This is a genomic window from Eikenella longinqua (assembly GCF_001648355.1).
Lineage (GTDB): Bacteria > Pseudomonadota > Gammaproteobacteria > Burkholderiales > Neisseriaceae > Eikenella > Eikenella longinqua.
The window spans coordinates 1-22,520 of record NZ_LXSL01000025.1 but is presented as its reverse complement, the minus strand read 5'-3'; the positions used below and the strand labels follow the sequence as shown (position 1 = coordinate 22,520).

24 protein-coding genes are annotated in these 22,520 nt (G+C 55.8%); 18 read left to right on the top strand and 6 right to left on the bottom strand.

The features are described 5' to 3' along the window. The first annotated feature begins 58 nt into the window (after positions 1-58). The 11 genes from A7P95_RS06980 (at position 59) to A7P95_RS06930 (ending at position 9,017) form a co-directional block, all read left to right on the top strand. Positions 59-781 (top strand): 16S rRNA (uracil(1498)-N(3))-methyltransferase, encoded by a 723-nt coding sequence (locus A7P95_RS06980; protein WP_067593158.1) that lies wholly within the window; start codon positions 59-61, stop codon positions 779-781. Between the two features lie 142 nt (positions 782-923). Next, complete coding sequence (locus A7P95_RS06975) at positions 924-1,787, top strand: ParB/RepB/Spo0J family partition protein (RefSeq protein WP_067593155.1); 864 nt, start codon at positions 924-926, stop codon at positions 1,785-1,787. Positions 1,788-2,092: 305 nt separating this feature from the next. Beyond that, positions 2,093-2,446, top strand: a complete 354-nt coding sequence (locus A7P95_RS06970; protein WP_067593153.1) for an ATP synthase subunit I — start codon at positions 2,093-2,095, stop codon at positions 2,444-2,446. Beyond that, entirely contained in the window at positions 2,436-3,305 is an 870-nt protein-coding gene (atpB, locus tag A7P95_RS06965) for a F0F1 ATP synthase subunit A (protein ID WP_067593151.1), read from the top strand. Before A7P95_RS06970 ends, atpB begins: the two co-directional genes overlap by 11 nt. Before the next feature lie 52 nt (positions 3,306-3,357). After that, positions 3,358-3,612, top strand: a complete 255-nt coding sequence (gene atpE / locus A7P95_RS06960; protein ID WP_067593149.1) for a F0F1 ATP synthase subunit C — start codon at positions 3,358-3,360, stop codon at positions 3,610-3,612. 54 nt (positions 3,613-3,666) lie between these two features. Further along, positions 3,667-4,137: a F0F1 ATP synthase subunit B gene (locus tag A7P95_RS06955; RefSeq protein ID WP_067593147.1), complete on the top strand. Its 471-nt coding sequence runs from the start codon at positions 3,667-3,669 to the stop codon at positions 4,135-4,137. 4 nt (positions 4,138-4,141) lie between these two features. Then, positions 4,142-4,687, top strand: coding sequence for a F0F1 ATP synthase subunit delta (locus tag A7P95_RS06950; RefSeq protein WP_067593145.1), 546 nt, complete (start codon positions 4,142-4,144; stop codon positions 4,685-4,687). A 9-nt stretch (positions 4,688-4,696) separates the two neighbouring features. Next, the gene (gene atpA, locus A7P95_RS06945; protein ID WP_067593143.1) at positions 4,697-6,244 is read left to right on the top strand and encodes a F0F1 ATP synthase subunit alpha; all 1,548 of its coding nucleotides are present in this window, start codon (positions 4,697-4,699) and stop codon (positions 6,242-6,244) included. Positions 6,245-6,267: 23 nt separating this feature from the next. Continuing rightward, positions 6,268-7,146, top strand: a complete 879-nt coding sequence (gene atpG / locus A7P95_RS06940; protein ID WP_067593141.1) for a F0F1 ATP synthase subunit gamma — start codon at positions 6,268-6,270, stop codon at positions 7,144-7,146. 37 nt (positions 7,147-7,183) lie between these two features. Further along, positions 7,184-8,581: a F0F1 ATP synthase subunit beta gene (atpD, locus tag A7P95_RS06935; RefSeq protein ID WP_067593139.1), complete on the top strand. Its 1,398-nt coding sequence runs from the start codon at positions 7,184-7,186 to the stop codon at positions 8,579-8,581. Between the two features lie 10 nt (positions 8,582-8,591). After that, a complete protein-coding gene (locus A7P95_RS06930; protein WP_067593136.1) occupies positions 8,592-9,017 on the top strand; it encodes a F0F1 ATP synthase subunit epsilon in 426 nt (141 codons plus the stop codon). A gap of 157 nt (positions 9,018-9,174) precedes the next feature. Here the strand turns inward: A7P95_RS06930 and coaD are convergent, their stop codons facing one another. After that, entirely contained in the window at positions 9,175-9,693 is a 519-nt protein-coding gene (gene coaD / locus A7P95_RS06925) for a pantetheine-phosphate adenylyltransferase (RefSeq protein WP_067593319.1), read from the bottom strand. Between the two features lie 314 nt (positions 9,694-10,007). On the opposite strand from coaD, the gene lnt reads away from it, so the two are divergent. Both lnt and rpoH read left to right on the top strand, forming a co-directional pair. After that, complete coding sequence (gene lnt, locus A7P95_RS06920) at positions 10,008-11,639, top strand: apolipoprotein N-acyltransferase (protein WP_082890765.1); 1,632 nt, start codon at positions 10,008-10,010, stop codon at positions 11,637-11,639. A 199-nt stretch (positions 11,640-11,838) separates the two neighbouring features. After that, on the top strand, positions 11,839-12,690 hold the full coding sequence (gene rpoH, locus A7P95_RS06915; RefSeq protein WP_067593133.1) for an RNA polymerase sigma factor RpoH: 852 nt from the start codon (positions 11,839-11,841) through the stop codon (positions 12,688-12,690). 198 nt (positions 12,691-12,888) lie between these two features. Here the strand turns inward: rpoH and A7P95_RS06910 are convergent, their stop codons facing one another. From A7P95_RS06910 to pyrB, 5 genes are all read right to left on the bottom strand, one after another. Beyond that, positions 12,889-13,941, bottom strand: a complete 1,053-nt coding sequence (locus A7P95_RS06910; protein ID WP_067593130.1) for a metallophosphoesterase — start codon at positions 13,939-13,941, stop codon at positions 12,889-12,891. A 91-nt stretch (positions 13,942-14,032) separates the two neighbouring features. Beyond that, the gene (gene pyrI / locus A7P95_RS06905) at positions 14,033-14,491 is read right to left on the bottom strand and encodes an aspartate carbamoyltransferase regulatory subunit (protein ID WP_067593127.1); all 459 of its coding nucleotides are present in this window, start codon (positions 14,489-14,491) and stop codon (positions 14,033-14,035) included. A 75-nt stretch (positions 14,492-14,566) separates the two neighbouring features. Beyond that, positions 14,567-14,851 (bottom strand): hypothetical protein, encoded by a 285-nt coding sequence (locus A7P95_RS06900; RefSeq protein ID WP_156503536.1) that lies wholly within the window; start codon positions 14,849-14,851, stop codon positions 14,567-14,569. 5 nt (positions 14,852-14,856) lie between these two features. Next, entirely contained in the window at positions 14,857-15,867 is a 1,011-nt protein-coding gene (locus tag A7P95_RS11670) for a LamG domain-containing protein (protein ID WP_156503535.1), read from the bottom strand. 154 nt (positions 15,868-16,021) lie between these two features. Continuing rightward, positions 16,022-16,942 (bottom strand): aspartate carbamoyltransferase, encoded by a 921-nt coding sequence (gene pyrB, locus A7P95_RS06895; protein WP_067593120.1) that lies wholly within the window; start codon positions 16,940-16,942, stop codon positions 16,022-16,024. 287 nt (positions 16,943-17,229) lie between these two features. On the opposite strand from pyrB, the gene A7P95_RS06890 reads away from it, so the two are divergent. From A7P95_RS06890 to A7P95_RS06870, 5 genes are all read left to right on the top strand, one after another. Then, positions 17,230-18,765, top strand: a complete 1,536-nt coding sequence (locus A7P95_RS06890; protein ID WP_067593117.1) for a helicase HerA-like domain-containing protein — start codon at positions 17,230-17,232, stop codon at positions 18,763-18,765. Between the two features lie 410 nt (positions 18,766-19,175). Further along, positions 19,176-19,547, top strand: a complete 372-nt coding sequence (gene rpsL, locus A7P95_RS06885) for a 30S ribosomal protein S12 (protein ID WP_003824684.1) — start codon at positions 19,176-19,178, stop codon at positions 19,545-19,547. Positions 19,548-19,662: 115 nt separating this feature from the next. Continuing rightward, positions 19,663-20,136, top strand: a complete 474-nt coding sequence (gene rpsG / locus A7P95_RS06880; protein WP_067593114.1) for a 30S ribosomal protein S7 — start codon at positions 19,663-19,665, stop codon at positions 20,134-20,136. Between the two features lie 18 nt (positions 20,137-20,154). Continuing rightward, a complete protein-coding gene (gene fusA / locus A7P95_RS06875; RefSeq protein WP_067593110.1) occupies positions 20,155-22,260 on the top strand; it encodes an elongation factor G in 2,106 nt (701 codons plus the stop codon). A gap of 134 nt (positions 22,261-22,394) precedes the next feature. Further along, on the top strand, positions 22,395-22,520 hold a 126-nt coding region (locus A7P95_RS06870), incomplete at its 3' end, for a GTP-binding protein (RefSeq protein ID WP_234395924.1).

The window sequence follows — 22,520 nt, the reverse complement described above, 5'->3', positions numbered from 1 at the left end:
TGGGTTTTCTGATAGAAATAGAAACGGGATATTAACCATTTTTCGGGGTAAACAACAAATGCCGCGTTTTTATGTTGCGCAAACTTTTGCCGAGGGCGGGGTGCTGAGGCTACCTGAAAATGTCTGCCGGCATATCCAGGTGCTGCGTTTGCAGGCGGGCGCGCCGTTGGTGCTGTTCGACGGGCGGGGCGGGGCGGTGCAGGCGGTGTTGCTGGAAATCGGGCGCAGGCAGGCGCTGGCGCGGGTGGATAAGCTGCTGGCGGAATCGCGCGAATCGCCGCTTCAGGTGGTGCTGATGCAGGCGGTGTCGGCTTCGGAAAAGATGGATTTTGCCGTGCAGAAGAGCACGGAATTGGGCGTGGGGCGGATTGTGCCGGTGTTGTCTGCGCGTTCCAATGTGCGCCTGCCGGGCGAGCGGGCGGAGAAAAAAGTGCGGCGCTGGCAGGATATCGCCATTTCGGCCTGCGAACAATGCGGGCGCAACCAAGTGCCGCAAGTGGCGCCGATTGCCGATTTGGCGCAGGCGCTGGCGGCTTTGCCGGTGGAAGCGGGCGCGCGCTTGCTGCTGAGCCCGCACGACGGCGTGCCGCTGCGCAGCCTGCCGAAAGTGCAAAACGCGGTGCTGCTGATTGGGCCGGAAGGCGGTTTGACTGCGGAGGAGGAAGCGCTGGCGCGTTCGCACGGCTTTCAGCCGGTGCGGCTCGGCGCGCGCGTGTTGCGCACGGAAACGGCGGCGCTGGCGGCGCTGGCGGCAATGCAGGCGCTGTGGGGCGATTTTTAGCGGCGGGGGGCCGGCGCGGCGCTGTGTTAGAATAGGCGCGATTTGAATACGCTGTTTTGGCTTCGTTGAAGCGCACGTTTTCAGGTAGCCTCCCCCTGGCTTGAGGCTACCTGAAAAATAAAACGGATTAGGAAACAACAATATGGCAAAACCCAAAAGCGGCCTCGGCGGTCGGGGCTTGGATTCACTGCTGGCCGGCGCCATCGGTGACAGCAGCGGCGACCGGCTCACCAGCGTGCCGGTGCGCGACATCAAGCCCGGCCGCTACCAGCCGCGCTCGCAAATGGACGACGAAAGCCTGCAAGAGCTGGCCGATTCGATTAAGGCGCAGGGCGTGATCCAGCCCGTGATTGTGCGCGAACACGGCCTCTCGCAATACGAGCTGATTGCCGGCGAACGCCGCTGGCGTGCCAGCCAGCTGGCCGGTTTGGCCGAAATCCCCGTGGTGATCAAAAGCATCGGTGACGAAGCCGCGCTGGCCATGGGCTTGATTGAAAACATCCAGCGCGAAAACCTCAACCCGATTGAAGAGGCACAGGGCTTGCGGCGGCTGGTGGACGAGTTCGGCCTCACGCACGAAACCGTGGCTCAGGCCGTGGGGCGCAGCCGCAGCGCGGTATCGAACAGCCTGCGCCTGTTGGCTCTGCCCGAGCCGGTGCAGGAAATGCTGTTTCTGCGCCAGCTGGAAATGGGGCACGCGCGCGCGCTACTGCCGTTGCCGGTGATGGAGCAGCTGGCGCTGGCGCAAAAGGCGGTGAAAAACGGCTGGTCGGTGCGCGAAGTGGAGCGGCGCAGCCAGCTGGCGCAACAGGCGCAGCAGGAGAAAAAGCCGAAAACCGTCAGCCCCGACATCCTTCATCTCAATGAAGCGCTCACGGAAAAGCTGGGCGTGCGCGCGGAAGTGCAAACCGGCAACGGCAAGCGCGGCAAAGTGGTGTTGCATTTTGACAGCCCGGAAACCTTCGCCCGCCTGATGCGGCAGCTGGATGTGGATTTGCCTGAATAAACGGGGGAGCGGGCAGGCTGGTTTGGCTCTGCGGCAAGCCTTGATAAGGCATCATTTTTAGCTTCATGGAAGCTGACGTTTTAGCTTCGCAGAAACTCAGTCTTGGCTGCGCCAAGACATCGGTCCACTTCGTTGAAGCTCACGCTTTCAGGTAGCCTGAAGCCGAAAAGCCGTTGGCGCAGGTATGGCAGGCAGGCTGTGTGTTTAAATTGAACTCATTTGACAAAGATTAACACTTTTCTTGACACTAAGCCTGTTTTTGCTTATATTTGCGCGGCTATTGTTTAGCTGATAAAGATGGTCATATGGCAGCGGCAATTTATCTCCAATTGGCGGTAACGGTGGTGTTGGCTGCTGTTTTTTGGGCGTTTTCCGGCGCGGCTGCGGCTAAGTCTGCGGCGTTGGGCTGCTTGAGCTATCTGCTGCCGACCATGCTGGCGGTACTGGTTTTAAGGTTTCTTCGGCGCTTCCCCAAGTGGCGGGATGGCGCGTTTTGGATTGGAGAAGGCTTAAAAATAGTACTGGCGGTCGTTCTGATGACGCTGGTGTTTGTTTTTTATCGCCAACGAATCGTATTTGTTCCGTTTATTGTCGGGTTGATTGCGGTGAGTCATGCGGTGTTACTGATATTTTGGAAAGCTAGAAAGTATGGCCAGTGAAAGCATGAGTGCAGCCGACTACATCAAGCACCACTTGCAAAGCTTGACCAGTTTGTCGGATGTGAGCAAAGGGCAGGGTCTGCAAAATATTGCCGACTTTTCCTATGTCAATTTAGATTCCCTTTTTATTGCAACGGTTTTGGCTGTTATCGGCTCGCTGGTGATGTGGTATGGTGCCCGCAAGGTAACGCCTGGTGTGCCGGGGCGCTTTCAGGCTGCAATCGAAATTCTGTTTGAGTTTATCGATAATCTTTGCAAGGGTATGATTCATAACGAGCAATCTCGCAAGACAGTGGCGCCGCTGGGTTTGGCGCTGTTTGTGTGGATTGTGCTGATGAATACCATGGACTTGCTGCCGGTGGATTTGCTGCCGTGGATTTGGCAGCATATTACAGGCAATCATCATGCGCTGCTGCGTGTGGTGCCGACTGCTGATTTGAATATTACTTTGGGTATGTCTATCGGCGTGTTGCTTACCTGTTTCATGTTCAATATCAAGCTCAAAGGCTTGGGTGGCTGGATTCATGAGCTGTTTGCTGCGCCGTTCGGCATCTGGTTGGCTCCGTTCAACTTCGTCTTGAATCTGGTTGAGTTTTCTTCTAAAACCATTTCCCACGGCATGCGACTCTTCGGTAATATGTACGCCGGTGAGCTTGTGTTCTTGCTGATTGCGATGCTCGGTGGTGCTTGGGCAATGCCTGGCGAAGCGGTTACTTGGGTGGATCCTGTATTGGCGTTCTTCCATATTTTGGCTGGGTTCGTATGGGCGGTGTTCCATATTCTGGTTATTGTGTTGCAGGCGTTTATTTTTGTTGCGTTGGCTTTTGTGTATATCGGGCAGGCGCATAGTTCCCACTAGTTTGTAGTTTTTTGTAGTTGTATTTTTAACTTTCACTTGTAAGGAGTTTCAAATGGATTTGAATAGTGTATTGGCCATCACTTGCGGCCTGATTGTTGCCTTTGGTGCTGTGGCTGCTGCGGCCAGTATTGCATTCGTAGGTTCAAAATATCTGGAGGCTTCTTCTCGTCAGCCTGAGCTGATCGAGCCGTTGCAGACCAAGTTGTTCCTGATTGCCGGTTTGATTGACGCGGCGTTCCTGATCGGTGTGGCTGTTGCCCTGTTGTTCGCGTTCGTGAATCCGTTTGCTCCGGCAGTTGCAGGTTAAGATTACACAAACTTTTTACGTTTGTTTTAACCCTAACTGTGAAGGTTGAGTAAAGTGAATATTAATTCAGCTTTAATCATACAGATTATTGTCTTCTGCCTGCTGGTGTGGTTCACAGTAAAATTTGTGTGGCCACCCATCGCTAAGGCTTTGGATGAGCGAGCCAGCAAGATAGCTGAAGGCTTGGCTGCTGCTGAACGTGGAAAACATGATTTCGAGCAGGCTGAGAAAAAAGTAGCCGAAATTATGTCTGAAGGCCGCGGGCAGGTGGCAGAAATTATTGCCAATGCCGAAAAGCGTGCTTCTCAAATTGTTGAAGAGGCAAAAAAACAGGCTGCCGTTGAGGCTGCTCGTATTGCTGCGCAGTCTAAGGCTGATGTGGAGCAGGAGTTTAATCGGGCTCGTGAGGTTTTGCGTGAGCAAGTGGCCGTGCTGGCTGTTAAAGGTGCCGAACAGATTCTATGCAGTGAGATTAATGCCGATAAACATGCCCAGCTTTTGGGTATGCTGAAGCAGGAGCTGTGAGACTATGGCTGAACTTGCCACTATTGCCAGGCCGTATGCGAAAGCATTGTTCGAATTGGCTATTGAAAAGGGTTATGCTGAAGCTTGGCTGGAAAAGCTGAAAGAGCTGGCTTGGGCTGTTAGCCAACCTAAACTTGCTACGTTTATTGAGGATGCAGGGGTCGCTGCTTCGGTTAAGGCGGATACCCTGGTTGGTTTGTTGGATGGCATTCATGCGCCGCAATATGCAGAATTTAAGAATTTTCTGTATGTGTTGGCGGAAGCTGGGCGGTTGATGGTTTTGCCAGATATTTATGCCCAATATCAAGAGTTTCTGCTGTCGAAAGATCATATCCAAAAAGCTATTGTTTATAGCGCTTTTCCAATGAGCGAAGGTCAGTTTGCTAAGGTGGTAAGTGATTGCCAGCAGAAATTTGGCCATAAGCTAGATGCTACGCTGGAAATTGTTCCTGAGCTGATTGGTGGTATCAAGATCGAAGTTGGAGATAAAGTCTTAGACTTGTCCGTGCAGGGGAAATTGAAAAGCCTGTATGCGGCAATGATAAATTAGGAGAGTTTCATGCAGCTTAATCCTGCTGAAATCAGTGAGTTGTTGAAATCCAAAATTGAGAACCTGAATACAAAACAGGAAGCGAACACTTATGGTGGCGTGATTTCTGTGACTGACGGTATTGTGCGTGTGCATGGGCTGTCAGATGTGATGCAGGGGGAGATGCTGGAGTTTCCTGGTAATACGTTTGGCTTGGCCATGAACTTGGAGCGAGATTCAGTCGGCGCGATTGTGCTGGGTGAGTATGAGCACATCAAAGAAGGCGATCAAGTCAAATGTACGGGTCGTATTCTTGAGGTGCCGGTTGGTCGCGAACTGGTTGGTCGTGTAGTAAATGCGTTAGGGCAGCCGATTGACGGTAAAGGACCAATCAATGCAAAAGAAACTGCACCGATTGAGAAAATTGCTCCTGGCGTGATTGCTCGCCAGTCTGTGGATCAGCCTATGCAGACTGGCTTAAAGTCTGTGGATTCCATGGTGCCGATTGGCCGTGGTCAGCGTGAGTTGATTATCGGCGACCGTCAAACCGGTAAGACGGCTGTAGCATTGGATGCGATCGTCAATCAAAAAGGTACCGGCGTTATCTGCATCTATGTGGCCGTAGGCCAAAAAGCTTCTTCTATCGCCAACGTAGTGCGTAAATTGGAAGAGCACGGTGCAATGGAGCATACCATTGTGGTGGCTGCTACAGCTTCAGAAGCTGCTGCACTGCAATTTATTGCTCCGTACTCTGGTTGCACCATGGGTGAATACTTCCGCGATCGTGGTGAAGACGCCCTGATTGTGTATGATGATTTATCTAAACAGGCTGTGGCATATCGTCAAATTTCTTTGTTGCTGCGCCGTCCTCCTGGTCGTGAAGCCTACCCTGGCGACGTGTTCTATTTACATAGCCGTTTGCTGGAACGTGCGGCTCGCATCAATGTGGCTGAGGTGGAAAAACTCACTAATGGTGAAGTGAAAGGCAAAACCGGTTCACTAACTGCGTTGCCGATTATTGAGACTCAGGCAGGTGACGTATCTGCCTTCGTTCCGACTAACGTGATTTCTATTACTGACGGCCAGATTTTCTTGGAAACTGACTTGTTCAACTCCGGTATCCGCCCTGCGATTAACGCCGGTATTTCGGTATCACGCGTAGGTGGTTCGGCTCAAACTAAGGTCATCAAGAAACTGGGTGGTGGTATCCGTTTGGCTTTGGCTCAATACCGCGAATTGGCAGCGTTCTCCCAATTTGCCTCTGACTTGGATGAGGCAACCCGCAAGCAGCTGCAGCATGGTGAAGTGGTTACTGAATTGATGAAGCAAAAACAATTCAGCACTATGAGCATTGCTGAGATGGCTTTGACTTTGTGGGCAATCAATAAAGGCTCGTACGAAGATATTCCTGTGTCTAAGGCATTGGCGTTTGAAGCTGATTTCTTGGGCTATGTGCGTACCCAACATGCCGACGTGCTGGATCAAATTAACCAGAGTGGCGTGATGAGTGAAGAAAACGAGCAAGTTTTGACCGATGCAATTAACACGTTCAAAGCATCTCGTAATTATTCGGCCTAAAGTTCGTAAGGGGAAAATCTGAAATGGCAGTAGGGAAAGAAATCCTCACTAAAATCCGTAGTGTGCAAAACACACAGAAGATTACCAAAGCCATGCAGATGGTATCGACTTCCAAAATGCGGAAAACGCAGGACAGAATGCGTTTAGCACGCCCTTATGCAGAAAAAGTACGGGTAGTGATGAGCCATTTGGCACAGGTTGAAACCGAACATAAGCAGCTGCCAATTTTGGAAAGTCGTGAGAATATCCGGCGAGCCGGGTTTATTCTGATTACAACCGATAAGGGCTTATGCGGTGGATTGAATGCCAATTTGCTGAAAAAATTCCTATTGAAGGTTCAGGAATACCAACAGCAGGGCATTGAAGTTGAAGTGGTCTGCTTTGGCAGCAAGGGGTTGGCTACCTGTAACCGTGCGGGGCTCAATGTAGTGGCCAGTGCGGTAAATTTGGGTGATACTCCGAAGATGGAAGTGCTGCTCGGCTCACTTACCGAGGTTTTCCAGCGCTATGCTGATGGCGGTTTGGATGTGGTGCATTTGGTGTACTCAAGATTTATCAACACTATGCGCCAAGAACCGAATGTCGAGATGTTGCTGCCGATTGGCCATAATGTGCTGAACGAAATCTCGGAAGACGAAGAATACGGTCGCGAATACAAATATGAGCCTTCTCCGATTGCTGTGCTGGAATATTTGGTGCGTCGTTATTTGGAATCGGTGGTTTATCAGGCTTTGTGCGAAAACATGGCTTCAGAGCAGTCTGCCCGTATGGTGGCGATGAAGGCCGCTACGGATAATGCAAGTAATGCGATTAAAGAATTGCGCTTGATTTATAACAAATCTCGTCAGGCTGCAATTACTACGGAATTGTCAGAGATTGTAGCCGGTGCAGCCGCTGTTTAGGTAAGCAGGCAGATTTGAAAAATTAGGATATAGATAAATGGATCAAGGCAAAATCGTACAAATCATTGGTGCGGTCGTCGACGTGGAATTTCCCCGTGCCGCTATCCCGCGCATTTATGACGCATTGAAGCTGGTCGATACCGATTTAACGCTGGAAGTGCAGCAGCAGCTCGGCGATGGCGTTGTTCGTACTATTGCGATGGGCAGCACCGACGGCCTGAAGCGAGGGTTGGCGGTAAACAATACCGGCGCACCGATTACCGTACCTGTGGGCAAGGCCACTTTGGGTCGCATCATGGATGTGCTTGGCAATCCGGTAGACGAGCAAGGCCCGATCGGTTCTGATCAAACGCGTGCCATCCACCAATTCGCACCTAAATTTGACGAACTGTCTAGTATGACCGAGTTGTTGGAAACCGGTATTAAAGTGATCGATTTGCTCTGCCCCTTTGCCAAAGGCGGTAAAGTGGGCTTGTTCGGCGGTGCCGGTGTTGGCAAAACCGTGAACATGATGGAGCTGATCAACAACATTGCCAAGGCACACAGCGGTTTGTCCGTGTTTGCCGGCGTGGGTGAGCGTACCCGTGAGGGTAACGACTTCTACCACGAAATGAAAGATTCCAACGTGTTGGATAAAGTGGCGATGGTGTATGGTCAAATGAACGAGCCGCCCGGCAACCGTTTGCGCGTAGCCCTGACCGGTTTGTCTATGGCCGAATATTTCCGTGATGAAAAAGACGAAACCGGCAAAGGTCGTGACGTATTGTTCTTCGTGGACAACATCTACCGTTATACCTTGGCCGGTACTGAAGTATCCGCACTGCTCGGCCGTATGCCGTCTGCCGTAGGTTATCAGCCGACGCTGGCCGAAGAAATGGGCCGTCTGCAAGAGCGCATTACTTCCACTCAAACCGGTTCTATTACCTCGATCCAAGCCGTATATGTGCCGGCGGACGACTTGACCGACCCGTCTCCCGCCACCACCTTCGCCCACTTGGATGCGACCGTGGTATTGAGCCGCGATATTGCCTCGCTGGGTATTTACCCCGCCGTGGATCCGCTGGACTCCACTTCCCGCCAGCTCGATCCGATGGTGTTGGGTCAGGAGCATTACGACGTGGCTCGCGGCGTGCAATCCACTTTGCAGAAATACAAAGAGTTGCGCGACATCATTGCTATTTTGGGTATGGACGAATTGTCTGATGAAGACAAGATGACCGTAATGCGCGCCCGTAAGATCCAGCGCTTCCTGTCGCAGCCCTTCCACGTGGCCGAAGTGTTTACCGGCTCGCCCGGCAAATACGTTCCGCTGCGCGACACCGTGGCCGGCTTCAAGGCGATTTTGAGCGGCGAATACGACCACCTGCCGGAACAGGCTTTCTACATGGTGGGCGGTATCGAAGAGGCCGTGGAAAAAGCCAAAACCTTGAATTGAGGAACGCAGCATGGATGTCATGCAGATTGATGTGGTCAGCAACGAGCAGAATATTTATTCCGGCCAGGTGAAGTTTGCCGTGGTGCCGACGCTGAACGGCGAGCTCGGTATTCTGCCGCGCCACGAGCCGATTATGAGCTTGGTGCGTCCCGGCACGCTGCGTTTGCAGGTGCCGGATCAGGAAGACGAGGTGCTGGTGGCTATTTCCGGCGGTATTTTGGAAGTGCAGCCGGATAAGATCATGATTTTGGCCGACGTGGCCGTGCGCAGTGCCGAGTTGGATCAGGCGCGGGCGGAAGAGGCGCGGAAAACGGCCGAAGCCAGCGTGGCTCAAGCCAAAGACGATGAAGCCTTGGCTAAAGCCCAAGCTGCGTTGGCAGTGGCGATTGCCGAACTGAAAACGCTCGATTATCTGCGCTTGCATAAGAAACACTAAGCGCCGCCCAAGCAGCAAACGAATAAAGCACGAGTTTATCGTGCTTTATTGTTTTATTAACCAGTTCGATTGGGGCTACCTGAAAAGGCTACCTGAAAAAACAGGGGCTGCTTCGGCAATATTTTCAGGTAGCCTAGCCTAGGCGGGCAGGGGAAGTTTAATTATCTTCCGGCTCGCAGCCGTGGTCGGCGAGGATTTTGCGGTACACGGCTTCGGGCACGTAGCGGCGGATGGTTTTCTGCCAGTTTTGCGGGCCGACCATGCCTTTGACCATGGTGGATGAGACTTCGGCAAATTCGCGCGGCGGCATCAGGATCACGGTGGTGATGCTGGGCTGCAAATCGGCGTTGATATAGCGCATGGCACGTTCGTATTCGTAGTCGGTGCCGCTGCGGATGCCGCGTATCACGAAGTCGGCCTGGATGCTGTCGGCGAAATCGACCAGGAAGCGGTTGTGGAAATGGGTAACGCGCACGTTGGGGAACTCGGCGGTGATGGCGCGCAACATGGCGGTGCGCTCTTCCAGGGTGTAGGTGGCCTGTTTGTCGGGGTTGGTGCCGAGAGCGACGACGAGTTCGTCGAACATGGCCTGTGCGCGGCGAATCATCCACAGGTGGCCGTTGGTGGGCGGGTCGAAGCTGCCGGCGTATACGGCGCGGCGGTGGGGGCGGTGCATGGTGTGTCCTATCGGGAAATGCCGGCTGGCCGGCGGGAGAAACGGAAGCGGGCGAAGGGTACCCTGTTGGCAGCGGCGGTGCAAGGTGCCGGCGGCTTGGCGGCACATTTTTGCATGCAATCCGGCTTGCTTTGCCCAAATATTTTTCAGGTAGCCTTTGGACAGCTTGAGGCTACCTGAAAAATAACCAGCAGCCAAACGCGGCATTGCTTCGCCGGTCGTGCCGCCGAAGCAATCGTGCCCATCGTATTTTTCTCTCATCCCGCCGTCCGAATCCACTATAATACCGCGTCTTTATGAGGCTACCTGAAAACATGAATTGGGTTGCAAAATTTGAGGCTTTCTTCCGCCGGCGCTATGTGTATTGGCCCGCGCTGCTGTTGTTGGCCGCCGCCACGCCGCTGGCGTTTGCCCCGTATTACCACTTCTGGCTGATGCCGCTGCTGTTTGGCGCGCTGATCCGGCTCACCGAGCTGCGCCCGCAAAACGGCGTGCCCAGCGCCTACTGCTTCGGGCTGGCAGGCTACACCGCGCAGTTTTATTGGATACACACCGCGCTGCACGACGTATCCGGCCTGCCCAATCTCTACGCCCTGCCGCTCACCCTGCTGCTTCCTGCCTATCTGGCGCTCTATCCCGCCGCCTGCTTCTGGCTGCTGGAAAAAGCACGCCTGCCGCGCGGCTGGCGTATCGGCCTGCTGCTGCCCGTGTTGTGGACGCTCACCGAGTTTGCGCGCGAGCGGGCGATTACTGGCTTCGGCTGGGGCGCACTGGGCTACAGCCAGGTGGCCGGCTATTCCCCGCTGGCCGGTTATGCGCCGGTGGGCGGGCTGCACCTGCTCACGCTCTTGTGTGCCTGTTGCGGCGCATGGCTGGTGCTGGCCGTACACAATCAAGGCTGGCGGCGGTGCGTGCTGCCCGTGTTGCTGTTGATAGGTGTGCTGGCCGGTGGCTGGCAGCTGCGCCAAGCGCGTTTCACCGAGCCCGACGGCAGCAGCGCCACCGTGGCGCTGGCGCAGGGCAACGTGGCACAAAGCCTGAAATGGGAGCCCGAGCAGCTGGGCGCCATCATGCAAAATTACTACGAGCAGGTGGCCAACAGCCAGGCCGACATCACCATCCTGCCCGAAACCTCCCTCCCCATCATGCGGCAGGATTTGCAGGAATACCACCCCGGCGTCCTCGACCAATTCGCCTACGAAGCCCAGCGCAACGGCAGCGCCCTGGCCATGGGCATCGCCCAATACAACCAGCAGGGCACAGGCTACCTGAACGCCGTCATCAACCTGAGCAACTTCCATCCCGACTGGCCCGACGACATCCCGTTTTACGCCAAAAACCACCTCGTCCCCTTCGGCGAATACAAGCCACTGCCCGCCCTCACTGAGCCGCTCTACCGCATGATGAACATGCCGCTGGCCGGCTTCAGCCAAGGCGGCAGCGCTCAAGCCCCACTCTTGCTCGCCAACCAGCGTGTTGCCTTCAACGTGTGCTACGAAGATGGCTTCGGCGACGAGCTGATTGCCTCAGCCAAACGCGCCAGCCTGCTGGCTAATGTGAGCAATATGGCCTGGTATGGCCGCTCCACCGCCATGTATCAGCACTTGCAGCAGTCGCAAACCCGTGCGCTGGAGCTCGGCCGCTACATGGTGCGCGCCACCAACACCGGCGCCACCGCCATCATCAACCCGCAAGGCCAAATCGTGAAACTTGCCCCGGCCGACACCCGCACCGTGCTTGAAGGCAGCATCGAAGGCTATCGCGGCGAAACCCCGTATATGAAGATGGGCGGCTCGCTGCCGCTGATATACGGTTTGCTGTGCGTGGCCGTGATTATGCTGCTGGCCGGCTATTTTTCGGCGGCGCAAACCCATCGTGCGCCCGTGACGGCAGAAGAAAATGCAGCGTCTGGCGAAGCAGTTGAGCAGGCAGATGATGGAGAATAGGCGAGCTTGTGCGAACTTGTTGCCAGATGCTGCAATATAGAAAATAAATCAAATTTAGGAAAATACAAAAATTTACCTATCGATAAAACAAACTCACACAAAAAGGTGTTTAATGGCATCTTCAGAGAAAAGATAGAGCAAAAAGAATCCGCCCGATGGCGGCAGAAAAAGAACAAATTAAAAAAGGAAATAAGAAATAATGAATACCGCTTTTGCCTTACCCATTCCCAGCGGCCACGGCAGTTTGGAGCAATATATTCACACCGTGAACAGCATCCCGCTGCTCACGCCCGAGGAAGAACACAATCTGGCCGTGCGCCAGCTGCAAGGCGACTTGGAAGCCGCTAAAAAACTGATTTTGTCGCACCTGCGCGTGGTGGTGTCTATCGCCCGCGGCTACGACGGCTATGGCCTCAACCAAGCCGACCTCATCCAAGAAGGCAATATCGGCCTGATGAAAGCCGTAAAGCGCTACGAGCCCAACCGCGGCGCCCGCCTGTTTTCCTTTGCCGTACACTGGATTAAGGCCGAAATTCACGAATTCATCCTGCGCAACTGGCGCATGGTGCGCGTGGCCACCACCAAGCCGCAGCGCAAACTGTTTTTCAACCTGCGCAGCATGCGCAAAAGCATGAACGCCCTCTCGCCCGAAGAAGCACAGAGCATCGCCGACGACTTGGGCGTGAAGATGGACGAAGTGCTGGAAATGGAACAGCGCATGACCGGCAAAGACGTCGCTCTCCTCGCCGACAACAGCGACGGCGAAGACGACAGCTACGCCCCCATCGACTGGCTGGCCGATACGCACAACGAGCCCACCCAGCAAATCGCCCAGAAAGCCCGCTATGCCATGCAGACCGAAGGCCTGCAAAACGCACTGGCGCAGCTCGACGACCGCAGCCGCCGCATTGTGGAAAGCCGCTGGCTGCAAGACGACGGCGGGCTTACCCTGCACGAGCTGGCTGCCGAATACGGCGTATCCGCCGAGCGCATCCGCCAGATTGAAGCCAAAGCCATCCAAAAGCTGCGCGGCTTTATGAGCGAAGAATAAGCTGCCGGATTGATGAAGGCTACCTGAAAAAGTTCAGGTAGCCTTTTTGTTGGGTGATTGTTTGGCTTGATTACCGTCTGGGCTTGGGTGCTTGCTTTTTTGCGGTGTGGAGATTTTCTTTTCAGCTAGCCTCTTGCATAGATGGAGGCTAGCTGAAAAAAAGTTTGCTGAAATTTTCAGGTAGCCTTTTTTGTTCAGCTAGCGGGTGGGTGCGCGCTCGCCGTTGTTGAAGACCAGTTCTTTTTCCGGCCAGCGCAGGGCGGTGAGGCGGAATTGTTCCGGCTGATATTGCTGCGGGAATTTTCTGGCACGCCAGCTGCCGCCGATGGAGAAGTCGACGCAGAATACGTTGTGCCGCGCGCCGTGCCAGGCGTCGGATTGGGGCGGCAGCAGGCCGTGTTCGGCGGGAAGGGCGGCGGGGGAGGGCTGCCAGCTGCGCCAGTAGTGGCCGATGATAACGGGGGTGTCGGCATGATAGTCGTCCCACCAGGGGCAGCGGGTGGTGCCGCGCCAGCGCCCGCCGGCAAAAAAGGGTGCGTCGGCGAGGCGTTCAACGCCGCTGATGAGGGCGCGGATGGGGTTGAGCCGGCTGCGTTCGAGGTCGTATTGGGCGGTGGCGGGCATGGGCGGCGGGACTTGGTGGGGGTTGTGAGCCAATGCGGCGTAATGTTCTTGTTCGTAGCAATAGTCGGCATACCAGGGGGCGCTTTGGATGCGGTGGTCTTGTTCGGCATCGAAGCGGTGGTATTGCGCCACCAGGCTTTCGCCTTTAGCGGCTTCGAGGCGTTCGATGTGTTGGGGCAGCCAGGCGGCGTGGACGATGCGCAGGTCGGGGCGTTCGAGCAGCAGGGGTTGTTCGGATAGCCAGGCGGTGAGGGCGGCTTTGCGGTGTTCGGCTTGGTGTTGCCAGGGGGCGTAGTTGGCGGCGTCTTGTTGGGCGCGGGAGTGGAAAAACCAGCCGGCGCCGTCTTTGGGGTCGTTGGCGAGCAGGTTGAGTTCGTGGTTGCCCAGCACCATTTGGGCGAAGCCTTGGCTGTGGGCTTGTTGGAACCAGTCGAGCATGGCGGGGCTGTCGGGGCCGCGGTCGCACAGGTCGCCAACGAAGACGAGCCGCCGGCCTTGCGGGTGGTGGCCGTTGTCGCGGTAGCCGAGGTGGTGCAGCAGGGCTTGGAAGGCAGCGAATTCGCCGTGGATGTCGCCGATGATGTCTAAGGGGGTGCGGGGCAGGGTTTGGCGGTATTGGTAGGGCATGGCGGTTTGGGTGGTGGTGGGATGGGGTAAAGGCTACCTGAAAACGAGTGTTCCGGTTTTCAGGTAGCCTGTTTGCCTGCGGATAATGGGGTTAGGCTTCGGCCACGAGGTCGCGGTCGTAGGTTTTTTCGCAGTAGTGGCATTTGAGGCGGGTTTGGCTGCCGCGGCGGCGCACGTAGAAGCGGCTGGCCACGGGCTCGCCGTGGCTGGCGCAGTTGGGGTTGGGGCAGCGGAATACTTCGCTAATGGTGTCGGGCAGCTTCAGGGGCATTTTCTGCTCGACGCGGAAATTGGCGATGATGTTGACGGTGGCTTCAGGGGCGAAGAGGGCGAGGCGGTTGGCGGCGGCTTCGTCGAGCTGAATGCCGGTGATTTTGATGATGTCTTTGCGGCCGTGGCGTTTGCTGGGGAGGTTGAAGCCGACGGTAACGGCGTGGCCGTGGTGCAGCAGTTTGAACTGGCGCAGGATGGCGAGGCCGAGGCCGGCGGGGATGTGGTCGATAACGGTGCCGTGTTCGATGGCTTCGACGCTGAGTTTTTTGTTGTCCATTTGGGTTTCCGGATTTCGGGTGGTTCAGACGGAGTAAAGGCTACCTGAAATTTCAGGTAGCCTGCAAGAGCGGGGTTAGTTTTTCTGATACAGCCGCACGTAGTCGATCAGGGTGGTTTGGATGGGGAAGGGGTCGGTGGGTTTGGGTGGCTTCAGCTGCTCTTCCCATTCGGCATAGTCGTTGATAATGAAATACCAAGGGCCTTTCTCTACGAATGTCTGCCTCAGCATCTCTTTGGTGATGTTGAGTTTCGTATAGTCTTCATCCGGCATGGTAGAGGGATAGCCGCCGTCTGCATCGGTATCGTGCTCATTGATCACACTGACGCGGGTGTTGTCGTTCGCCCGGTAGGTGGCCACGGGAATCAGCTTGCCGTCCAGGAAGTAGCGTACTTTCTGGCCGTCAAATTCAACAGCCCATACATGCCAAGCGCCGTCGATCGGGGTGGCTTGTTTGTTGAGGCGGTATTCCAAACGGTGCACAAAGAGGCGGGTGGCCCAAGATTTTTCTGAGGGCTGTAATAGCAGAGGGCATGGGAGGACGACCAGGCATACTCGCGGGCGGAGGAATACCATTCAACGATATCCAGCTCGCCGTAGGGGTCGTTGGCGGCGGGGTTACGGGCGCAGTTTTGCAGGTTTTCGCTGTTGCGCATCCAAAGGGCGGTGCGCATGCCTTGGGATCCGTTCCAGTTGATACGGGCGCGGATTTCCGCACGGAAGGGTTTGCTGGCATCCACGATGGGTTTGGATTCGAAACGGCCGCTGGCGTATTGTGCAACTTGGTTTGCTGCACATGGACCGGTAGTGGCATTGGTGGTGGTGAGGGAATCGCCCTGCTGCCGCACACAATGGCGGCGGGTAGTGATCTTCACATAGTCGTTTTCCACAAACTCCACATTGCCCCTGAGGTAGGAGAGGTGGCCGCCCAAGTGGTTGGGAATATTTTTGACTTCCCAGTCTTGCGGCACGGTAGATTCTTTAAACTCAAAGCATCGCAAGCTTTTCCACTGGCCGGATTCGTCGGTGGCTTTTTCGCAACCGTTGGTCGGAGTGGGTTTAGGCGGCTCCGGCGTGGGCGGCGGGTTGGGGGTTGGATCGGGATTGGGGTCCGGAGTCGGATCCAGTGTGGGGGTCGGATTCGGTGTCGGGTTGGGGTTGGGCGACGGATTGGGGTTTGGCGTATTGTTGTCGGTTTGCGGCTGCGATTGTGGCTGTTCACGCATACGGACGGACATGGTCGAAGATTGCCTATAATTGCTACCGCTGCCGAATTTGATGGAAGTGATGTTTTGGCCTTCGCCGTTTTTACTGCTGCCGCCGCAGCCGGCCAGCGCGCCCAGGCACATCAGCATCAAAATGGTTTTTGCATGCATTGTTTGATCCCTTTGTTAAACAATATGTTTTATAGATATAAACCAATGACGTGTGCATGCATGAGGCTGTGGGTTTCGGCTGGATTGTTTACGTTGCCGAAGCCCGGCTTTGGCTTGGCCGGGTGTTTTTCAGGTAGCCTGAAGTGCCGGATATTTATACGGTTTCGTTGAGCACCAATGAGAGCATGGCCATACGTGCGAACACGCCGTTTTTGGCTTGTTCGAAGTAGTAAGCATAAACCGTGTCATCCACGTTGGGGTGGATTTCGTCTACGCGGGGCAGGGGGTGCAGCACGCGTAGGTTGGGTTTGGCATGCTGGAGCATGGCGGCTTCGAGGTTGAATTTGCCTTGGATTTTGGCGAATTCTTGCTCGTCGAAGCGTTCGCGTTGCACGCGGGTCATGTAGAGGATGTCGGCGCGCTCGATGGCGGCTTCGAGGCTGGGCAGGGTTTGGTAGCGGCAGCCGGCGGCATCGAGCTCTTCGGTGATGTAGTCGGGCATGGCGAGGCTGGGCGGGGATACGAAAATGAATTCGGCGTTCCAGCGTTTCATGGCTTGGGCGAGGGAGTGGACGGTGCGGCCGTATTTGAGGTCGCCGACCATGGCGATGGTGAGGTTGGCGAGGCTGCCTTGGGTTTCTTGGATAGTAACGAGGTCGAGCAGGGTTTGGCTGGGGTGCTGGTTGGTGCCGTCGCCAGCGTTGATTACGGGCACGGCGGAGAATTCGGCCAGCACGCGGGCGGCGCCGTCTTTGGGGTGGCGGATGATGATAGCGTCGGTGTAGCTGGAGATGATGCGGGCGGTGTCGGCCAGGGTTTCGCCTTTTTTGGCGCTGGTGTTGGCGCCGTCGGAAAAGCCGATTACTTTGCCGCCGAGGCGCTGCACGGCGGTTTCAAAAGAGAGGCGGGTGCGGGTGGAGGGCTCGAAGAAGCAGGAGCCGATGAGGCGGCCTTCGAGCAAGTCGTGCCGCGGCGCCTGCTTCAGGCGCAGGGCGGTATCCAGCAGGCATTCGAGCTGCTCGTTGCTCAGGTCGGGGATGGAAATGATGTGCTGGCCGTAAAGCGGGTTGGGCATGGTGGTCTCCGGGCGGGTGCAAACGGGCGTATTATGCGCTGTTTGGGGTGTGGAGGCTACCTGAAAAATGCTGGCGGGGCTCGGCTTCTGTTTTTCAGGTAGCCTTTTGGCTGGAGCTACCAGGCAGGCAGCCTGCAATCAGGCCAACGGTTTTCAGGTAGCCTTTCAACCATCGAGGATAAGGCTACCTGAAAACCATCCCGGCGCGCTGCTCCCAACAAATTTGCCGTCAAACCCCGCGATTCCGCTACAATATCGCCCGTTATCAATCCCCTTGGAGAAGCACGATGGCGCAATTCCACATCGCCCACAGCATCGCCGACAGCCGCGAGTTATTCCTGCTCGGCCAAATGGCCAACCGCCACGGCCTGATTGCCGGCGCCACCGGCACGGGCAAAACCGTCACCCTGCGCAAAATGGCCGAAAGCTTCAGCGCCGCCGGCATCCCCGTATTCATGAGCGACGTGAAAGGCGACCTCTCCGGCATCGCCAATCCCGGCGACGGCCAAGGCAAAGTGGGCGAGCGCATCGCCCAATTCGGGCTGGATGCGGAAGGCTACCTGAAAGGTTTTCCCGTGCGCTTTTGGGACGTGTACGGCGAAACCGGCATCCCCGTGCGCGTTACCATTTCCGAAATGGGCCCCATGCTGCTCTCCCGCTTGATGAACCTGAACGACACCCAGGAAGGCCTGCTTAACCTCGTATTCAAAGCCGCCGACGACCAAGGCTGGCACCTGATCGATTTGAAAGACCTGCGCGGCATGCTGCAATACGTGGCCGAACACGCCAAAGAATACCGCACCCAATACGGCAACGTTTCCGCCGCCAGCGTCGGCGCCATCCAGCGCCAGCTGCTGCAGCTGGAAAGCGAAGGCGGCGACGTGTTTTTCGGCGAGCCCGAGCTCAACTTGCAAGACTGGCTGCAAACCGAAGGCGGCCAAGGCGTGATCAACATCCTCAACGCCGAAAAGCTCATGCGATCGCCCCGCCTCTACAGCGCCTTTTTGCTGTGGTTCCTGGCCGAACTGTTTGAAACCCTGCCCGAAGTCGGCGATTTGGATAAGCCCAAATTCGTTATGTTTTTCGACGAAGCCCACCTGCTGTTCGACAGCGCCGCCGACAGCCTACTCAAACAAGTTGAGCAAGTGGTGCGCCTCATCCGCTCCAAAGGCGTGGGCGTGTATTTTGTCACCCAAAACCCGCTCGACCTGCCCGATACCGTGCTCGGCCAGCTTGGCAACCGCGTGCAGCACGCCCTGCGCGCCTTCACTCCGCGCGACCAAAAAGCCGTGCGCGCCGCTGCCGAAACCTTCCGCAGCAACCCCACGCTCGACGTGGCGCAAGTGATTACCGAATTGGGCGTGGGCGAAGCGCTGGTGTCTTTCCTTGATGAAAAAGGCATGCCCGGCGTGGTGGAACGCGCCTTCGTGTTGCCGCCGCAATCCCAGCTCGCCCCGCTTGCCGCCGCCGAGCGCGACAGCCGCTTCCAAAACGACATCCTCTACCGCCACTACAAAGACGCGGTGGACAACTTCTCCGCCTATGAAGCCCTGCAACAGTTGGAGCAGGAGCAGGCCGCAGCCGCCCAAGCGGCCGCCGAAGCCAAAGCCCAAAGCAGCGCCGCCGCGAGCGCGCAAAAAGCTGAACGCAGCCAGGGCGGCGTGGTGGACGGCTTCCTCGGCGGCCTGTTTGGCAGCCGCAAACGCGCCAACCAGGGCCTCGGCTACGACCTGGCCGATTCGCTCGGCAGCCAGGTAAACAAGCAAATCACGCGCACCATCACCCGCAGCATCATGGGCGTGATCCGCAACGCAATCAAATAGCGGCTACCTGAAAGCGATGCTTTATATATAGCTGCAAGAGGCTACCTGAAAAACCGTGCCCGGCAATTTCAGGTAGCCTTTTCCTTTTGTTGCTCTTTGTTGCCACGCTTCATGGTTTGCAAGAGGCTACCTGAAAAATTCCACTCCGCAGCAACGCGCTATATTTTCAGGTAGCCTCAAGCGCGTGCGAATACGGGATACGGCAGGCTGTGTTGCCCTGCCGCACGCCATGTGCGCCATGCCCGCTAAGCAGCGCGGCGTTGTGCGGAAAACAACAGAGCCGCCCGTAAACCACGAAAAGCTAAGGTATATTCCGCCACCACCATTGACCCACCGCTTGCAAAAGAACTATAATTCCGCTCTTGCCGGCATGGTGTCGGCAAATATTTAACTCAACAGGACGAGAAAATATGCCAACTATTAACCAGTTAGTACGCAAGGGCCGCAAAAAGCCCGAGTACGTAAACAAGGTGCCCGCACTGGAAGCCTGCCCGCAGAAACGCGGCGTATGCACCCGTGTGTACACCACCACTCCGAAAAAACCGAATTCCGCTTTGCGTAAAGTATGCAAAGTGCGCCTCACCAACGGCTTTGAGGTGATTTCATACATCGGCGGCGAAGGCCACAACCTGCAAGAGCACAGCGTGGTGCTGATTCGCGGCGGTCGTGTGAAAGACTTGCCGGGTGTGCGCTACCACACCGTTCGCGGTTCTCTGGATACCGCCGGCGTGAAAGACCGTAAACAGGCTCGCTCCAAATACGGTGCCAAACGCCCGAAATAATTTTTTAATACAGGCACGTCGGCCGCTCTTGTTGATATAACGGCCGAGTAAGTGAATGCTTGCTATGGGCATTCGCGGGAATGAATCCCAGCTGAATAGATTAAAGGAAATTGAAATGCCAAGACGTAGAGAAGTCCCCAAGCGCGACGTATTGCCGGATCCGAAGTTCGGCAGCGTTGAACTGACCAAATTCATGAACGTTCTGATGGTGGACGGTAAGAAATCCGTTGCCGAGCGCATCGTATACGGCGCGCTGGAGCAGATTGCCAAGAAAGTACAGGGCAAAGAAGCCATCGAAGTGTTCAACGAAGCCATCGATAATGCCAAACCGATCGTGGAAGTGAAAAGCCGCCGTGTTGGTGGTGCCAACTACCAGGTTCCTGTTGAGGTTCGTCCTTCCCGCCGTTTGGCGCTGGCGATGCGCTGGGTGCGCGATGCGGCCCGCAAACGTGGCGAAAAATCCATGGATTTGCGTTTGGCCGGTGAGTTGATGGATGCAGCCGAAGGCCGCGGCGGTGCGTTGAAGAAACGTGAAGAAGTTCACCGCATGGCCGAAGCCAACAAAGCCTTCTCTCATTTCCGCTTCTAATTTTGAAAGGCGACCAACATGGCTCGTAAAACCCCGATTAATCTGTACCGTAATATCGGTATTTCCGCCCACATTGATGCGGGCAAAACCACCACTACCGAACGTATTCTGTTCTACACCGGCCTGACTCACAAGCTGGGCGAGGTGCATGATGGTGCGGCCACTACCGACTACATGGAGCAAGAGCAGGAGCGCGGTATTACCATTACCTCCGCTGCCGTGACTTCCTATTGGTCCGGTATGGCGAAGCAGTTCCCCGAGCATCGCTTCAACATCATTGACACCCCCGGACACGTGGACTTTACCGTAGAGGTAGAGCGTTCTATGCGTGTGTTGGACGGCGCGGTAATGGTTTACTGCGCGGTAGGCGGCGTTCAGCCTCAGTCTGAAACCGTATGGCGCCAGGCCAACAAATACCAAGTGCCGCGTTTGGCGTTTGTGAATAAAATGGACCGCCAGGGCGCCAACTTCTTCCGCGTGGTTGAGCAGATGAAAAACCGCTTGCGCGCCAATCCTGTGCCGATCGTGATTCCGGTGGGTGCCGAGGATAAATTCGAAGGCGTGGTCGATCTGCTGAAGATGAAGTCCATTATTTGGAACGAAGCCGATAAAGGCGTGACTTTCGAATATGGCGATGTTCCGGCCGATTTGGTAGCTACTGCCGAAGAGTGGCGTCAGAACATGATTGAAGCTGCTGCCGAAGCTAACGAAGAGCTGATGGACAAATACTTGGGCGGCGAAGAGCTGACCGAACAAGAAATCGTCGGTGCTTTGCGCCAGCGTACTTTGGCCGGCGAAATCCAGCCGATGCTGTGCGGCTCTGCGTTCAAAAACAAAGGTGTTCAGCGTATGCTGGACGCGGTGGTGGAATTGCTGCCTGCGCCCACCGATATTCCTCCGGTGCAGGGCGTGAATCCCGATACCGAAGAGGCCGACAGCCGCCAAGCCAGCGATGACGAGAAATTCTCCGCTTTGGCGTTCAAAATGTTGAACGACAAATACGTTGGCCAGCTGACCTTCATCCGTGTTTATTCCGGCGTGGTGAAATCCGGTGATACCGTATTGAACTCTGTAAAAGGCACTCGTGAGCGTATCGGCCGTTTGGTGCAGATGACTGCCGCCGACCGTACCGAAATCGAAGAGGTGCGCGCTGGCGACATCGCCGCCGCCATCGGTTTGAAAGACGTAACCACCGGTGAAACCCTGTGTGCCGAAAACGCCCCGATTATCTTGGAGCGTATGGAATTCCCTGAGCCGGTAATCCACATTGCCGTTGAGCCGAAAACCAAGGCCGACCAAGAGAAAATGGGTATCGCCCTGAACCGTTTGGCTAAGGAAGACCCCTCTTTCCGCGTGCGTACCGACGAAGAATCCGGCCAAACCATTATTTCCGGTATGGGCGAGTTGCACTTGGAAATTATCGTGGACCGCATGAAACGCGAATTCGGCGTGGAAGCCAACGTGGGTGCGCCGCAGGTGGCCTACCGCGAAACTATCCGCAAAGAAGTCGAGTCCGAAGCCAAGCACGTTAAACAGTCCGGCGGTAAAGGCCAGTACGGTCACGTTGTGATCAAAATGGAGCCGATGGAGCCGGGCGGTGCGGGTTACGAGTTTATCGACGAAATCAAAGGCGGCGTGATTCCGCGCGAATTCATCCCGTCTGTGGATAAAGGTATCCGCGATACGCTGCAAAACGGTATCGTGGCCGGTTATCCGGTGGTGGATGTGCGCGTACGCCTGACCTTCGGTTCTTACCACGATGTGGACTCTTCGCAAATCGCGTTTGAATTGGCCGCTTCCATGGCTTTCAAAGACGGTATGCGTAAGGCCTCTCCGGTTCTGCTCGAGCCGATTATGGCTGTAGAAGTGGAAACGCCGGAAGAGTACATGGGCGACGTGATGGGCGACCTGAACCGCCGCCGCGGCATCGTGCTGGGTATGGATGACGACGGCATCGGCGGTAAGAAAGTTCGCGCCGAAGTGCCGCTGGCCGAGATGTTCGGTTACTCAACCGACCTGCGTTCCGCCACTCAAGGCCGCGCCACCTACACCATGGAGTTCAAGAAATACGCAGAAGCTCCGGCTCATGTGGCAGAAAAAGTAGTAGCAGACCGCAAAGGCTAACTTTACACCTCGGCTGTCCGTTAAAACGGGCAGTCTTTATGGGCTACCTGAAAAATATTTCAGGTTTGGATTGAAGATTTTCAGGTGGCCTTTTGTTCTTTTAATCGATCTTTTATATGAAAAGGAATTAGCTCATGGCTAAGGAAAAATTCGAACGTAGCAAGCCGCACGTAAACGTTGGCACCATTGGTCACGTTGACCATGGTAAGACCACGCTGACCGCAGCGCTGACCACCATTTTGGCCGAGAAATTTGGCGGA